At 69.9% G+C, this 14,082-nt stretch carries 15 protein-coding genes, 1 tRNA gene and 1 pseudogene; 11 read left to right on the top strand and 6 right to left on the bottom strand.

All coding sequences use genetic code 11. The features are described from left to right. The first annotated feature begins 1 nt into the window (after position 1). The 5 genes from H9633_RS12520 to H9633_RS12500 all read left to right on the top strand — a co-directional run bounded on the left by H9633_RS12520 (position 2) and on the right by H9633_RS12500 (position 4,860). Positions 2 to 1,192, top strand: a complete 1,191-nt coding sequence (locus H9633_RS12520; RefSeq protein WP_071641874.1) for a PucR family transcriptional regulator — start codon at positions 2 to 4, stop codon at positions 1,190 to 1,192. A 109-nt stretch (positions 1,193 to 1,301) separates the two neighbouring features. Then, on the top strand, positions 1,302 to 2,237 hold the full coding sequence (locus H9633_RS12515) for an ACP S-malonyltransferase (protein ID WP_191713371.1): 936 nt from the start codon (positions 1,302 to 1,304) through the stop codon (positions 2,235 to 2,237). After that, positions 2,234 to 3,232, top strand: a complete 999-nt coding sequence (locus tag H9633_RS12510; RefSeq protein WP_071641878.1) for a beta-ketoacyl-ACP synthase III — start codon at positions 2,234 to 2,236, stop codon at positions 3,230 to 3,232. Before H9633_RS12515 ends, H9633_RS12510 begins: the two co-directional genes overlap by 4 nt. A gap of 64 nt (positions 3,233 to 3,296) precedes the next feature. Continuing rightward, positions 3,297 to 3,545: an acyl carrier protein gene (locus H9633_RS12505; protein WP_071641880.1), complete on the top strand. Its 249-nt coding sequence runs from the start codon at positions 3,297 to 3,299 to the stop codon at positions 3,543 to 3,545. A 79-nt stretch (positions 3,546 to 3,624) separates the two neighbouring features. Beyond that, the gene (locus H9633_RS12500) at positions 3,625 to 4,860 is read left to right on the top strand and encodes a beta-ketoacyl-[acyl-carrier-protein] synthase family protein (protein WP_191713370.1); all 1,236 of its coding nucleotides are present in this window, start codon (positions 3,625 to 3,627) and stop codon (positions 4,858 to 4,860) included. Between the two features lie 166 nt (positions 4,861 to 5,026). Here the strand turns inward: H9633_RS12500 and H9633_RS12495 are convergent, their stop codons facing one another. Both H9633_RS12495 and H9633_RS12490 read right to left on the bottom strand, forming a co-directional pair. Beyond that, on the bottom strand, positions 5,027 to 5,530 hold the full coding sequence (locus H9633_RS12495) for a DUF3145 domain-containing protein (protein WP_191713369.1): 504 nt from the start codon (positions 5,528 to 5,530) through the stop codon (positions 5,027 to 5,029). A gap of 176 nt (positions 5,531 to 5,706) precedes the next feature. After that, entirely contained in the window at positions 5,707 to 6,480 is a 774-nt protein-coding gene (locus H9633_RS12490; RefSeq protein ID WP_071643496.1) for a hypothetical protein, read from the bottom strand. 171 nt (positions 6,481 to 6,651) lie between these two features. Between H9633_RS12490 and H9633_RS12485 the strand changes: the two genes are divergently transcribed. The 3 genes and pseudogenes from H9633_RS12485 to H9633_RS13075 all read left to right on the top strand — a co-directional run bounded on the left by H9633_RS12485 (position 6,652) and on the right by H9633_RS13075 (position 9,937). After that, the gene (locus H9633_RS12485; protein WP_191713368.1) at positions 6,652 to 8,676 is read left to right on the top strand and encodes a DUF262 domain-containing protein; all 2,025 of its coding nucleotides are present in this window, start codon (positions 6,652 to 6,654) and stop codon (positions 8,674 to 8,676) included. Then, positions 8,676 to 9,191: pseudogene (locus H9633_RS13080) on the top strand (alpha/beta fold hydrolase); the annotation flags it as partial. The gene H9633_RS12485 and the pseudogene H9633_RS13080, both read left to right, overlap by 1 nt. A 299-nt stretch (positions 9,192 to 9,490) precedes the next feature. After that, entirely contained in the window at positions 9,491 to 9,937 is a 447-nt protein-coding gene (locus tag H9633_RS13075) for a hypothetical protein (protein WP_225211530.1), read from the top strand. A gap of 36 nt (positions 9,938 to 9,973) precedes the next feature. Here H9633_RS13075 and H9633_RS12475 read toward each other — a convergent pair whose 3' ends face one another. After that, entirely contained in the window at positions 9,974 to 10,981 is a 1,008-nt protein-coding gene (locus tag H9633_RS12475) for a YihY/virulence factor BrkB family protein (RefSeq protein WP_191713367.1), read from the bottom strand. A 142-nt stretch (positions 10,982 to 11,123) separates the two neighbouring features. Here H9633_RS12475 and H9633_RS12470 point away from each other — a divergent pair, with 142 nt between their 5' ends. Continuing rightward, on the top strand, positions 11,124 to 11,342 hold the full coding sequence (locus H9633_RS12470; RefSeq protein ID WP_191713447.1) for a hypothetical protein: 219 nt from the start codon (positions 11,124 to 11,126) through the stop codon (positions 11,340 to 11,342). Here the strand turns inward: H9633_RS12470 and H9633_RS12465 are convergent. Next, on the bottom strand, positions 11,330 to 12,379 hold the full coding sequence (locus tag H9633_RS12465) for an iron-containing redox enzyme family protein (RefSeq protein WP_191713366.1): 1,050 nt from the start codon (positions 12,377 to 12,379) through the stop codon (positions 11,330 to 11,332). The two genes, H9633_RS12470 and H9633_RS12465, sit on opposite strands and share 13 nt — an antisense overlap. A gap of 171 nt (positions 12,380 to 12,550) precedes the next feature. Between H9633_RS12465 and H9633_RS12460 the strand changes: the two genes are divergently transcribed. Beyond that, a complete protein-coding gene (locus tag H9633_RS12460; RefSeq protein WP_071643477.1) occupies positions 12,551 to 12,757 on the top strand; it encodes a CDGSH iron-sulfur domain-containing protein in 207 nt (68 codons plus the stop codon). 19 nt (positions 12,758 to 12,776) lie between these two features. Here H9633_RS12460 and H9633_RS12455 read toward each other — a convergent pair. Beyond that, positions 12,777 to 12,850, bottom strand: a tRNA-Ile gene (locus H9633_RS12455). A gap of 32 nt (positions 12,851 to 12,882) precedes the next feature. After that, entirely contained in the window at positions 12,883 to 13,419 is a 537-nt protein-coding gene (locus H9633_RS12450; RefSeq protein WP_191713365.1) for a gamma carbonic anhydrase family protein, read from the bottom strand. 140 nt (positions 13,420 to 13,559) lie between these two features. On the opposite strand from H9633_RS12450, the gene H9633_RS12445 reads away from it, so the two are divergent. Next, on the top strand, positions 13,560 to 14,045 hold the full coding sequence (locus H9633_RS12445) for a Dps family protein (RefSeq protein ID WP_071643473.1): 486 nt from the start codon (positions 13,560 to 13,562) through the stop codon (positions 14,043 to 14,045). The last annotated feature ends 37 nt before the right edge of the window (positions 14,046 to 14,082 follow it).

Genomic DNA, 14,082 nt, shown 5'->3' with positions numbered 1-14,082 from the left:
CATGGACAAGGCCGCGACACTCGCCTGGCTGCGCCGGATCTCCGGTGACATCGCGACGGTGACGATCAAGCGGCTCGAGGACACCCTGCCGTGGTACGCCGACATGCCACCGGCCCGACGCTCCGCCGTCGGGCTGGTGGCCCAGGCGGGCATCACGTCGTTCATCCAGTGGTACGAGGATCCGACGTCGACCCCCTGGATCGCCGCCGACATCTTCGCCGCCGCTCCGCGCGAGCTGCTGCGCAGCGTCAGCCTGCAGCAGACGCTGCAGCTGATCCGCGTCACCGTCGAGGTCACCGAGGAGCGTGTCGCCGGACGCGGAGAGGATCTGCGCGAGGCGATCCTGCTCTACTCGCGCGATGTCGCCTTCGCCTCGGCCGACGTGTACGCCCGCGCCGCCGAGGCGCGCGGACTGTGGGATGCCAGGCTCGAGGCACTCGTGGTCGACTCCATCCTCACGGGCGAGGCCGACGAGGAGCTGCCCAGCCGCATCGCCGCCCTCGGGTGGCACGGCCACGGCGAGGTCAGCGTCCTCGTCGGCACGACTCCCCCGCAGTTCGACGTCGACCTGGTGCGTCGCACCGCCCGGCGCATGTCGGTCGACGTGCTGATCGGCGTGCAGGGCTCGAGGCTCGTGCTCGTCATCGGTCGCGCCCGCGTGCCCGGCAAGGAGGAGGAGACCGAGGACCTGCCGTTCAGCGAGATCGCGCAGCGCCTGGAGCCCTCGTTCGGGCCGGGATACGTCGTGCTCGGCCCGCCGGTGACCGCGCTCGTCGACGCCGGGCAGAGCGCCCGTGCCGCGCTGGCAGGCTTCGCCGTCGCCCGGGCCTGGCGGGGCGCGCCGCGGCCGGTCGAGGCCGACGATCTGCTGCCCGAGCGGGCCCTCGCCGGAGACACGCTGGCCAAGCAGACGCTCATCGACCGGATCTTCCGACCCCTGCAGGCCCACTCCACCGATCTGGTCACGACGCTGTGGAGCTATCTCGACAACGGCAGGTCGCTGGAGGCCACCGCCCGCGAGCTGTTCGTGCACCCGAACACGGTGCGCTACCGGCTCAAGCGGGTCACCGAGGTGATCGGCTGGGATGCCACCGGCCCGCGCGAAGCACTGATCCTGCAGACGGCCCTGATCCTCGGCTCGATCGGCACCGCGGAGCCCGCCAGACGTCGTGCAGTGACGCGGCGTCGCTGACGCCCCGAAGCGGCACGCGACGAATCGATGTGCGCCACGCACAATCGATTCGTCGATTGTTGTGATGTTTCATCCACCACCGGTGACCGATCGTTGGCAGACTGGACAGGTGATCGTCGTCGCCTCGCCCGGACAGGGCTCCCAGACCCCCGGCTTCCTCGCTCCGTGGCTCGAGTTGGACGGCGTCGCCGACCGGCTGAGCGCGTACTCCGACGCCGCCGAGGTCGACCTGATCGCGCACGGCACCGAATCGGACGCCGACACCATCCGCGACACGCGCATCGCGCAGCCGCTGATCGTCGCGGCGTCGCTGATCGCCGCGGCGCAGCTGAGCCTGCGCGCCGGCCGCCGAGCCGACGGCGTGGCCGGACACTCCGTCGGTGAACTCGCCGCCCTGGTCGGCGCCGAGGTGATCGCCGCCGACGACGCGATGCGCCTGGTCGGCATCCGGGGTCGAGCGATGGCGGATGCCGCAGCTCACACACCCACCGGCATGAGCGCGGTGCTCGGTGGCGACGTCGACGAGGTGCTGGCACTGCTCGACGAGCTCGAGCTCACCCCCGCGAACTACAACGTCGCCGGGCAGATCGTCGCCGCCGGCGCGCTGCCCGCGCTCGCTCAGCTGGCCGAGCGTGCCCCGCGCGGCGTGCGCGTGATGCCGCTGCAGGTCGCGGGCGCGTTCCACACCTCGTACATGGCTCCCGCCGTCGACACGCTGCGCGCCGCCGTGGCGGACATCGCCGCGAACGATCCGACCGTCACCCTCTGGTCGAACCGCGACGGCGCCGTCGTCGACGCCGGACAGGACGCCCTCGACCGCATCGTGACCCAGGTCTCTTCGCCGGTGCGCTGGGATCTGTGCATGGCGGCGTTCACCGCCGCCGGCATCACGGGCTTCATCGAAGTGGCCCCCGCCGGAGCCCTGACCGGCCTCGCCAAGCGCGGACTGCGCGGCGTGCCGAATGTCGCAGTGAAGACCCCCGACGACCTCGACGCGGCTGTGGAGCTGCTGACCGGGTCATCGCAGAACGGAGCACTCTCGTGAGCACCCTCAAGCAGGCCACCGGCCCCGCCTACACCCGCATCTACTCGGTCGGCGCGGCGCGCGGTGAGAACGCGGTGCCGAACGACGACCTGGTCGGCCCCATCGACTCCAGCGATGAGTGGATCCGGCAGCGCACCGGCATCATCACCCGCACCCGCGCGGTGCCCGAGACGAGTGTGATCGAGCTCTCCACCGCCGCAGCGAAGGAAGCCGTCGAGCGCTCGGGGGTCGACCCGGCCGAGATCGACCTGGTGATCGTCGCGACGATCAGCAACCCGAAGCAGACCCCGTCCGTCGCGGCGATCGTGGCCGATCGCATCGGCGCCACACCCGCGGCGGCGTACGACATGAACGCCGCGTGCGCCGGGTACGCCTACGCCGTCGCGCAGGCGGACGCGCTCATCCGAGCCGGAGCCGCTCGCCACGCCGTGGTCATCGGCGCCGAGAAGCTCTCCGACGTCGTCGATCCGACCGACCGCAGCATCTCCTTCCTGCTCGGTGACGGCGCGGGCGCCGTGGTCATCGGACCGAGCGACACCCCTGGCATCTCCGCGACCATCTGGGGCTCGGACGGCTCGAAGTCCGACCTCGTCGGCATGAACCACACCCTCACCGACTTCCGCGACGGCAAGGCCCCCTGGCCCACGCTTCGCCAGGAGGGCCCGAGCGTGTTCCGCTGGGCGGTGTGGGAGATGGCGAAGGTGGCCCGCGAGGCGCTCGAGCGGGCCGGCATCGAGGCATCCGATCTCGCCGCGTTCATCCCGCACCAGGCCAACCTGCGCATCATCGAGGAGTTCGCGAAGCAGCTGAAGCTGCCCGAGACCACCGTCATCGCGCGCGACATCGAGACCACCGGCAACACGTCGGCCGCATCGATCCCGCTGGCGACGCACCGTCTGCTCGAGGAGCACCCCGAGCTGAGCGGCGGTCTCGCCCTGCAGATCGGGTTCGGCGCCGGTCTGGTCTTCGGCGCGCAGGTCGTCGTGCTGCCCTGATCCGGCCCGCGCCTTCCCTAGACTGATCACCGGTCCAACCCATTCCGAGAAAGTAGGAAACACCATGGCTCTCACCAACGACGAGGTCCTCGCCGGCCTTGCTGAGCTTGTCACCGACGAGACGGGCATCGACGCGTCCGAGGTCACGATGGAGAAGTCGTTCACCGACGACCTCGACATCGACTCGATCTCGATGATGACGATCGTCGTCAACGCCGAGGAGAAGTTCGGCGTGACCATCCCCGACGACGAGGTCAAGAACCTGAAGACCGTCGCCGACGCCGTCAACTTCATCGTCGCCGGCCAGGAGTAACACCTGCGGATGCCACCCCCGCGGACCGCGGGGTGTGGCATCCTCCTGCACCGATCCCTCCTCCTCACGAAGGACCCCCATGACCAAGCGCATCGTCGTCACCGGCATCGGCGCCACGTCCGCTCTGGGCGGCACGGCTCCCGAGAACTGGGCGAACCTGCTCGCCGGCCAGTCCGGAACCCGCACGCTGCCGCACGACTGGATCGAGAAGTACCAGATCCCCGTGCACTTCGCCGCGGAGGCCGTCGTGCGACCCGAGGAGGTGCTGCCGCGTCACGAGGCGAAGCGCCTCGACCCGTCGACGCAGTTCGCGATGATCGCGGCGCGTGAGGCGTGGGAGGACGCGGGATCCCCTGATGTCGATCCCGAGCGTCTCGGCATCGACTGGGCGACCGGAATCGGCGGCGTGTGGACGCTGCTGGATGCCTGGGACACCCTGCGCGAGAAGGGCCCCCGGCGCGTCATGCCGCTGACGGTGCCCATGCTCATGCCGAATGCCGGTGCCGGCAACCTCTCGCTGCACTTCAACGCGAAGGCGTTCGCCCGCACGGTGGTGAGCGCGTGCGCGTCGAGCACCGAGTCGATCGCCAACGCGTACGAGCACCTGCAGGACGGTCTCGCCGACGTCGTGATCGCCGGTGGCGCCGAGTCGGCGATCCACCCGATCACGATGGCGTCCTTCGCCTCGGCGCAGGCGCTCTCCCGACGCAACGACGACCCGGCCACCGCATCCCGACCCGGCGCGATCGACCGGGACGGCTTCGTGATGGGCGAGGGCGGCGCCGCCCTCGTGCTCGAGACCGAAGAGCACGCCACGGCCCGCGGAGCCAAGATCTACGGCTATGTGGTGGGCGGCGGCGTCACGGCCGACTCGTACCACATCACCGGAAACGACCCCGAGGGCACCGGCGCGGCGCGCGCCGTCGAGGCGGCCCTCGCGCAGGCGGGTGCATCGCCGGACGAGGTCGCGCACATCAACGCGCACGCCACCTCCACGCCCGTCGGCGACCCCAACGAGTACGTCGCGCTGAAGCGCGTGTTCGGCGACCGCATCGACGAGATCCCGGTCTCGGCGACCAAGGCGTCGACCGGACACCTGCTCGGCGGCACCGGTGCGCTCGAAGCCGTGTTCACGATCCTCGCCCTGCGCGACCGCGTCGCTCCCCCGACGATCAACATGACCGAGCCCGACCCGGCCGTGCCGTTCAAGCTGTCCACGTCGCCGCAGCCTCTGGGCGACGGCGACCTGCTGGCGATCAGCAACTCGTTCGGGTTCGGCGGTCACAACGCCGTCGTCGCCTTCCGCAGCGTCTGACGACCAGCCCGCGCCCGCACCCGCGGGCGTGACGGAGCCCCCGCCTTCCCCGGCGGGGGCTCCTGCCTGATGCGGGAGATTCGCTTTCTCGGTCTCCGGGTGCCCCCACCGGATCCCGCTACTCGCGCCTCTCCCGCACGTCTTCTCCGTCGCCGAGGCGCCTCGGCTAGCCGACTTTGTGCAGCCAGACGACGTGCGTGTCGTCGCCCGCGTGCCGGAACGGCTCGAGCTCCTCGTCCCACGCCGAGCCGAGAGCCACGTCGAGCTCACGCTGCAGCTCGGCGGCGTTGCCGGCGGCGATCTCCATCGCGTATCGGATCCGATCCTCGCCGATGACGATGTTGCCCGCCGAGTCGGTCTGCGCGTAGTGGATGCCGAGATCGGGCGTGTGCAGCCACCGGCCGCCCTCGCTGCCCGGCGTCGGGTCCTCCGACACCTCGAACCGCAGGTGCTCCCAGCCGCGGATCGCCGTCGCCAGCGCCGCCCCTGTGCCGGCCGGCGCGTCCCAGTAGAACTCCGCACGTCGGGTGCCCGGCTGCACGGGCTGGTCGCTCCACTCGAAGCTGACGGCACGACCGATAGCGCGTCCCACCGCCCATTCGAGGTGCGGGCAGAGCGCGCGTGGGGCGGAGTGGATGAACACCACTCCGCGTGCGTATCCCGTCGCCATGATCTCTCCGTTTCATCAGGTACGTCTTCCCCTACGACCTGATCCGAAGATGTGGCGAACTATGCGGTTGTACGGCGATTATCGCCCAGAAGCCCGGGAATCACAAGCGTGTCATCCCGGATGCCATGACGGCCCCGGTCGCGGTGACCGGGGCCGTCATCACAAGCGCGGGCGGCTTACGCCTCGCTCATCGCGAGCTTGGCCTGCTGGCCCTTCGCGGCGTAGTACGCGGCGCGAGCGGCATCCCGACGCGCCTGCTCGGCGTAGCCCGCCTCGAGCACGTCCTGCGGGACCTCGACCTGCTCGTGCTGGTCGGTGCCGTGGTACTTCTCGATGTAGGCGTCGAGCTCGGGGCCCGACTCCCACGAGGTGATCAGGCAGTACCGCGGCTCGGTGCCGTTGTGGGTGGTCGCGTGCCACAGACGCTGCGTGTCGACGATGAGCTGAGCTCCGGCCGGAAGGGCGATGCGGTACTCGACGCTCGGGTCGGTGCGGTTCTCGCGCAGGACGAAGTAGCTGTCCTTGTCGTCGGTGAGGTTGAAGAACCCGCGCACGACCCAGCCGGTGCCGTCGGGGTTGAGACGGTTGTTGTCGTCCTGGTGGAGGTTGTAGAGGCACTCGCCGTACGGGGTCGGCTGCAGCTCGATGACGCGGCAGCGACCGACGTTGGCACCCGGCTCCTTGGCACGAGCGGTGAGGGTCGGGGCGATCGCGGTCTGCGAGTCGATCCAGACGCCGTCCTTGTCGGTGCGCGGCGGCTTGTGGTTCCAGAACCCGTTGCACTCGATCTCGCCCTTGGCGCTGGCGAGCGGCGAGAAGCGGGTGTCGCCCGAGGACTTCCAGTCGACGTACTCGATGTCGAGCCATTCCTTCGGGTCCATCTCCCCGCCGTAGCTGTCGAGGATGACGAAACCCTTGTCTTCGAGGGCTGCGGACTTGATGTATCCCATGATCTGAGTCATGTCCTTTCGTAATGGGCCAGCACGTTTTAACAGGCCCTACTTAGGCAAGCCTACATCGGGGCCCTGAGCGGGCCCCGGCGGCTCGGCCGGACAAAATGGCCCCGGACTAGACTCGATGCGGCGGACCGTCACCCCGCCGTCCGGAGGAATCACGCAGTCATGGCAATGGCGACCAACGTCGACGCACACGCGACGGGAACGATCGAGTGGCTCTCCGCTTCGACGACGAACATCGTCGTCCCGGTCTATCAGCGCCAGTACCGGTGGGACATCGGCGGCTGCGAGAAGCTGCTCGCCGACATCCGGGCGGTCGCCGGCGAGGACGACGGTCACCGGCACTTCATCGGCTCGATCCTGTCGGGCCGGGATGCCGCCTCCGGCAGCGCGGGCGCGGATGCCGGGGATGACGATCTGATCCTCATCGACGGGCAGCAGCGGATCACGACGATCATGCTGCTCATCGCCGCCCTGCACCACGCGGTCCGCGAGAGCGACCCGACGCTCGCGTCAGAGCTGCAGCGGGTGCTCGTGCGCGCCGACGATCCCACGCGCACCAAGCTGCGCCCGCACGACGCCTGGGCCGGGCTCTACGAGTCCGTGGTGCTCGACCGACGCGATGATGCGGAACGCGAATCGCGGTTCGACGACAACTACGCCTTCTTCCGCAGCCAGGTGCACGCCGACGAGGCACCAGCGATCTGGCGCGGTCTGCAGCGCCTCGAGCATGTGTCGATCACCCTGGGCCCGCGGGCGAGCGCTCAGCAGATCTTCGAGAGCCTGAACTCGACCGGGCAGCCGCTGCGCGACCACGAGCTGATCCACAACTACATCCTGATGGGTCTCTCGCACGCGGAGCAGCAGCGCATCGAACGAGAGTTCTGGCTGCCGATCGAGCAGCACACGGGAGAGACGATCGGTGCCTTCTGGCGTCATCACCTGGTCATGACGACGGGACGGGAGATCGACGCGGCCGGTGAGCACGGCGTGTACGCGGCGTTCCGCGGGTCGTTCCCCCGGCTCGACCTCGAGCACCTCCGCAGCGATGCGGCTGTGTGGCGCGAGTACGCCGAGATCTACGGCATCCTGCTCGATCCCGCTCGCGAGCCGGACCCGGTTCTGCGCAGCCAGCTGCAGCTGCTGAACACCTTCGGTCGCACCGCCTACCCGCTCGTCATGAGCTCCTACGCCGACCACCGCCGCGGCGTCATCCCGCGAGAGCAGCTCGTGGACGTGCTGGAGTGGGTTCAGGCGCTGTTCCTGCGCCGCGCGATCGTCGGGCTGCCCACCGACCGTCTCATCGCCCGGCTGTGCCGCGCTCGCGCCGAAGGCCATGACGCGCTGATGCGGGCCATCGGCCGCATCACGCCGTCGGACGAGCGGGTCAGCGCCGTGCTGAAGTACGGTGAGCTCCCCCACCCCGCGTACGTGCTGGGGCGGATCGAGGGAGTCGAGGACCTCTCCGACTACGACGTGGAGACCATCGTCCCACCCGTTCCCGCCACCTCGTGGAGCGGCGACGGCATCCGGGCGTGGAACGAGTACAGCGAGGACGAGCAGAACGCGCACCGCGCGCTGACCCCGACGCTCGGCAACCTCACTCTGCTCGAGGATGCGCTCACCCTGCGCGTCTTCGGGGCGTCGTTCCCCGAGAAGCGCGATCTCGCCTACGCCCGCAGCAGCATCTCGGCCACCAGGGAGCTGGCCGGGATCCCGGCGTGGAACACGGCCGCGATCGCCGCCCGCACTGTGCGGCTGACCGCGGAGCTGCTGAGGATCTGGCCCCGCCCGGACGTCGGAGAGATCGACGACGACGGGCTGACACCCGTGCTGGACGCCGTGCGACGACGAGGCTGGCCCGCGGGATGGGACCGGGAGTTCGACTACTGCGAATACCGCGGCGAGCACTGGGAGATCAAGGACGTCCGCGCCCTGTTCAACCGGGTCTTCCGACGCGCATGGACCGACGACCGCGCCGCAGCTCTCGCCTACAGCGCGGAGCACGGCGGCCCGCTCTACGCCGAGATGGCGTGGAAGGGCCAGTGGGATGAGTTCGACGAGTCGCACTTCCTCTACATGGGCTGGGACTCGCACTACATGATGACGGCACTGCAGGGGGTGCTGGAGGAGTCCGGCATCGCCGCCGAGGTGTTCGTGAAGTACTCCTATATCGGGAACGTGATGTGATGACCACCACCGACGCCAGGACCACGGTCCGCCACATGCAGGATCTCACCGTCGAGGAGCACACGCTCACCCTGCCGCTCGTGTGGGGCGAGCAGGGCGACTCGCGCACGATCGACGTCTTCGCGGCCGTCGTCAGCCGTGCGGGCGGCGAGGACCTGCCCTATCTGGTGTTTCTGCAGGGCGGGCCCGGACATGAGGCGCCGCGCCCGTTCCGCTCCCCGACGGGTCCGTCGTGGCTGGATGCGGCTCTCGCCGAGCACCGTGTCGTGCTGCTCGATCAGCGCGGGACAGGCCGGTCCACCCCGGTGCGGGACGCGGATCTGCAGCGCGGCGCCGAGGCGGTCGCCGAGCACCTCACGCACCTGCGTGCGGATGCCATCGTGCGCGACTGCGAGGCGTTCCGGCAGCACCTCGGTGCCGAGCGCTGGAGTGTGCTCGGCCAGTCGTTCGGCGGATTCACCACCCTCGCCTACCTGTCGACCGACGCGTCGTCGCTCGAGCGCGTGTACATCACCGGCGGGCTGAGCACCCTCGATCGCACACCCGACGAGGTGTACGCACTCTGTTACGACAAGATGCGCGATGCGTCCGAGAGGTACTACCGTCGCTTCCCCGAGCACCGCGATCGGATGCGACGGCTCGCCGACCTCGCGCTCGCCGGCGAGCTCACCCTGCCCGATGGCGAAGTCGTCTCGTTGTCGAGGCTGCGCTCGGCGGGCTCCGCCCTGGGCACGAACGACGGCTGGCAGAGCTCTGGTCGCTGCTCGAGCTCGACCCCACCTCGAACGCGTTCCGGCACGACCTCGCCGCGGCGATGCCGTACGGCGGTCGCAACCCGCTGTACTTCGCGTTCCACGAGTCGAGCTATGCGTCCGGCCATGCCACGCGATGGTCCGCCGAACGCGTCGAACCGGCCGACTTCGCCGCCGATCCCACCCTGTTCACCGGCGAGCACATCCGCCGCGACTGGGCCGACACCGTCCCTGCCCTGCGGCCGTGGCGTGACGTCGCGCTCCAGCTGGCCGAGCACGAGTGGCCGAGAATCTACGACGCCGCCGCGGTGCAGGCATCCGGGGCCGTCGGAGCGGCCGCCGTGTACGTCAACGACGTCTACGTGCCGTTCGAGTTCTCGATGGAGACCGCTCGCCTCCTGCCCGGCGTGCACACCTGGGTGACGAGCGAGCACGAGCACAACGGACTGCGTGCGGGTGACGTGCTGCCCCGCCTCATCGATCTCGCGAACAGCCGCCGCGTGCGCTGAGCGGGTTCGGCGACGATCCGAGCGATCGCGAGCCGTTCAGCGTCGGGAGCGGCGCAGTCGGCGAGCCAGCCGCTCGTCGGCGACGTCGTTCTCCGCGGTCTTCTCCAGGCGAGTGGTGTCGCGCAGCGACACCTGCAGCTCGCGCTCGGCGGGCACCCCGCGGCGCAGCTCGCGAACGCGCTCGAGCTCGGCGTCGAACAGGGCGCCGACGAGCAGCGCGATGTTGCCGATCCACAGCCAGAGCAGGAAGATCACGATCCCCGCGAACGATCCGTAGATCCGGTCGTAGTCGGCGAGGTGGCTCACGTAGAACCCGAACCCGACCGACGCCAGGGCGAAGGCGGCGATCGCGACCAGCGCCCCCACGCTCATCAGCCGGAACCTCGGGTGCTCGACGTTCGGCGCGAAGTAGTACAGGATCGCCACGATCAGGCACACGACGACAGCGACGGCGGGCCAGCGGGCGATGCGCCAGATCGTCAGGGCGACATCGCCGGCACCCAGGAATCGACCGAGCGTCTGCGCGAGAGGCCAGCTGAGAGCCGCGAGGGCGCAGGCGATCGTGACGAGCACGAACACCGCCAGCGTGACGATCAGATGCGTCGGCTTCGCCTTCCAGAACATCCGCCCCTCGGGCACGCCGTAGATCCTGTTCATCGCACGACCGAGCGCGGTGACGTACCTGGCGACCGACCACAGCGCGAACACGAGCGCCAGGACGATCAGCCAGCCCGCGCCCGCCGTCGATGCGACCTGCTCCAGGGGTCGCCGCAGCGCCTGCTCGATGTCGTTCGGGGCGACCTCGCGCAGCACGTCGAGCACGGCTTCAGCCGCACCGCGCTTCTCGCCGAACACCCCGATGACCGAGAACGCGGCGATCAGGGCGGGGAACATCGCGAGGACCGCGTAGAACGTCAGGCCCGCCGCGGCATCCGGACAGTAGGTGCGGAAGAAGCCGCGTGCCACCCGCCGCACGATGAGCACCGTCGCCTCCCGTCGCTCACCGTCGCGGTGGGCATCGGCCGGGGAAGCATCTGTCGCCATGAGTTCAGGATGCCGCATCCGCGGGTGCGGGGCACCCGCCTTGCATCCGGTCGGAGCGCGATGCTACCCGTCGGCGTCCGCCGGTCAACCCCGTTGTCCTGGCATCCCGCCCGCGCCACGGTGGAAGCGGAAAGGAGCAGACATGTCGAACATCCACGAGCAGCCCGACGAGGAGCCCTCCACGGAGGAGCTCGACGAGCCGAGCACGGAGAAGGAGCCCGGCGAGGAGCCCAAGGTCGAGCACCCTGCGGACCCCGAGCCCGACCACGCCGCGGTGGGCATCGGCGTCATCGGCGGGCCGCTGGGCGACACCGCCGATGACGGGTCCGCACCGGCGTCCGAGGACGCTCAGGCAGACTGACGCTCGTCTCGCAGAGAGCTGCGGCCCGCCTCCCACGCGTGCAGGATGTGCTCGCTCGCCCATCCGTCGACGGTGAGGCAGGCCGCAGCGCCGAACAGGATGTCGTCGAGAAGCTCGGGCGCATCCTCGGCCTGCGACCCCGCCAGGTCACGCGCCGCGATCTGTTCGTGCACCGCATCGGCCTCGACGTGCTCGTCGTAGTACGCCGCGACGTCATCGCCGAACCCGAGCCGTCTGAGCCCTTCGGCGATCGCTCGACTCGGCAGCGAGGAGGTCATCTCGAACGCTGCCAGGTGCCCCACCACCGCTCCCTGCAGTCGGCGGTTCAGCGCGAACATCGTCATCAGGTTGAACGAGGCGAACGTGATCGCCGGCACGACGTCGACGTACGCGCCGTAGGTGTCGTCGAGTCCGGCACCGCGCATCGCGTCGGCGAACATCACCTGGTGCATCCGCTCGACCCGTCCACCGCCGTACTCGTCGGCCTGGATCTCGATCAGCGCGGCCTTCGCACGGCCGGTCAGGCGCGGGATGGCCCACGAATGCGCATCGGCCTCGCGCAGCGTGTAGATGCTGCGCTGCATGAGCAGCTCGCGCGCCTGATCGACGTCGGCCTTCCGGCTCACGAAATGCGACAGGCTCGGTCCCGGCTGCGGGGCGGCGAGGGCGAACAGCGCCGCGGCGACGTCCTCCCGCGTGGGCTGCGGCGCCTCCGGCAGCGGCACCGCTGCGCGCACGGCATCCTCGAAGGCGCGCTCGAGGACAGCACGAGTGGCGAGCAGAGACACATCCCACTCCCAGTGCGCCCCGAACTGCGGCAGGGAGCCGTAGGCGACGGAGTACAGCAGGAAGAGCGAGAGCTGCACGTCGTCGTCGGTGATCGGGTCCTCGACCAGGACGGCATCGCGGGCCAGCTGCGGCAGGTTCTCCGCCCTCTCGGGTCTGCGATCGGCGAGCACGTCGAGCAGTTCGGCGCTGAGCGGACCGCGCGGGGCGATGGCGACGGCCGTCGCTTCGGTGGAGAGGCTGAGCGTCATGGGGCTCCTTCGTCTGGCGGCGACCGGGTCGGATCATCCGCGTGCGACCACCCTAGGGCGCGCCCCGGGCGTGCTCACAGGCCTTGACACGGGGCGCGACCGTCCGTCAAGTCCCTGCCGTGCGAAGCGGACGGACGCGAGACTCGGATCCCACCGCGACGAGGAGTTCAGATGACCGACAGAGCCGAGGCACCGACCATCACCGCGTGCACCGACGGGCCGTTGCTGGTACGCGGAGACGTCGATCTGCAGTCCGCCGCAGGGAGGCCCATCGAACGCCACCGACGCACGATCGCGCTGTGCCGATGCGGGCTGTCGTCGATCAAGCCGTTCTGCGACGGCGCGCACAAGACGTCCGGATTCCGCAGCGACGACTGAGCGGGTGAGCTCGAAGGAGTAGGGCGGGTCGGACTTGAACCGACGATCGTTGGGTTATGAGCCCACTGCCTTAACCAGCTTGGCCACCGCCCCGTAGAGCACCAGCCTACCGTCCGCGCAGCGCCCTACCGCGTCTGCGCGGCCGCGTGCGTGCGGGTGTGGTCGAGATAGATCTCGGCGTTCGCGACGAGTCCGCGGCGCTCCTCGGCGGTGAGCGCGCGGCGCACCTTCGCGGGCACGCCCGCCACCAGGCATCCGTCCGGCACCTCCGTGCCGCCCAGCACCACCGCGCCGCCGGCGATCAGGCATCCGGATCCGATGACCGCGCCGCTGAGCACGACGGCTCCCATCCCGACGAGCGAGCCGTCGCCGATCGTGCAGCCGTGCACGACCGCGTTGTGGCCGATCGAGACGTCCTCCCCGATGACGACGGGGTGCTCACGGTCGACGTGCACCGAGACGTTGTCCTGCACGTTGCTGCGCGCGCCGATCGTGATGGATGCCGAATCCGCGCGCAGCACCGCGTTGTACCAGACGCTCGCGGAATCACCCAGCGCGACCTCGCCGACGATGCGCGCGCCGTCGGCGACGAAGGCGTCGGCGGTGATGCGGGGCACCCGCGTTCCCAGGGCGATGACGGAGGCGTTCCCGGCGATGGTCATGAAGGTGAGACTACCCTCACTCCCGCGTGATTCCGCCGAAGAACGGCCCGGTAAGCGTTGCCTACGCTTGCTTGCGGAATGGGTCGTGCCGAGTAGCGTTGTACTCACCAGACGCGCAAGCAGACATCCCGGAGGTTCACATGAGCAAGGCCCAGACCGTCCCCAGCATCGCCGTCGACCCGACCGTCGCCGCTGCCGCCGCGCAGTTCCTCTCCCCCGTCGTGCACGGCCTGCAGGCTCTCACCGTCAACGGCAAGCAGGCCCACTGGCACGTGCGCGGCGCGAACTTCGTCGGTGTCCACGAGCTGCTCGACACGATCGTCGCGCACGCCGGCGACTTCGCCGACACCGCCGCGGAGCGCATCGTCGCTCTCGGCCTGCCGATCGACGCGCGCGTGCAGACCGTGGCCGAGAAGGCCGGCCGCACCGCCGTTCCCGCCGGCTTCGAGCAGTCCGACGAGCTCATCCGCGCCGTGATCGGCGACATCGACGCGATCCTCGTCGACGTGAAGGCCGCCGTCGACGGTCTCGACGAGGTCGACCTGACCAGCCAGGACGTGGCGATCGAGATCCAGCGCGGGCTCGAGAAGGACCGCTGGTTCCTCATCTCCCACATCGCGGCCTGACGTCCTGCCACGCAGAAGGGCGCCGCAGCATCGCTGC

The organism is Microbacterium commune (genome assembly GCF_014836945.1).
Taxonomy (GTDB): Bacteria; Actinomycetota; Actinomycetes; order Actinomycetales; family Microbacteriaceae; genus Microbacterium; species Microbacterium commune.
The sequence above is the reverse complement of the archived record's forward strand: the minus strand, read 5'-3'. Positions and strand labels throughout refer to the sequence as shown.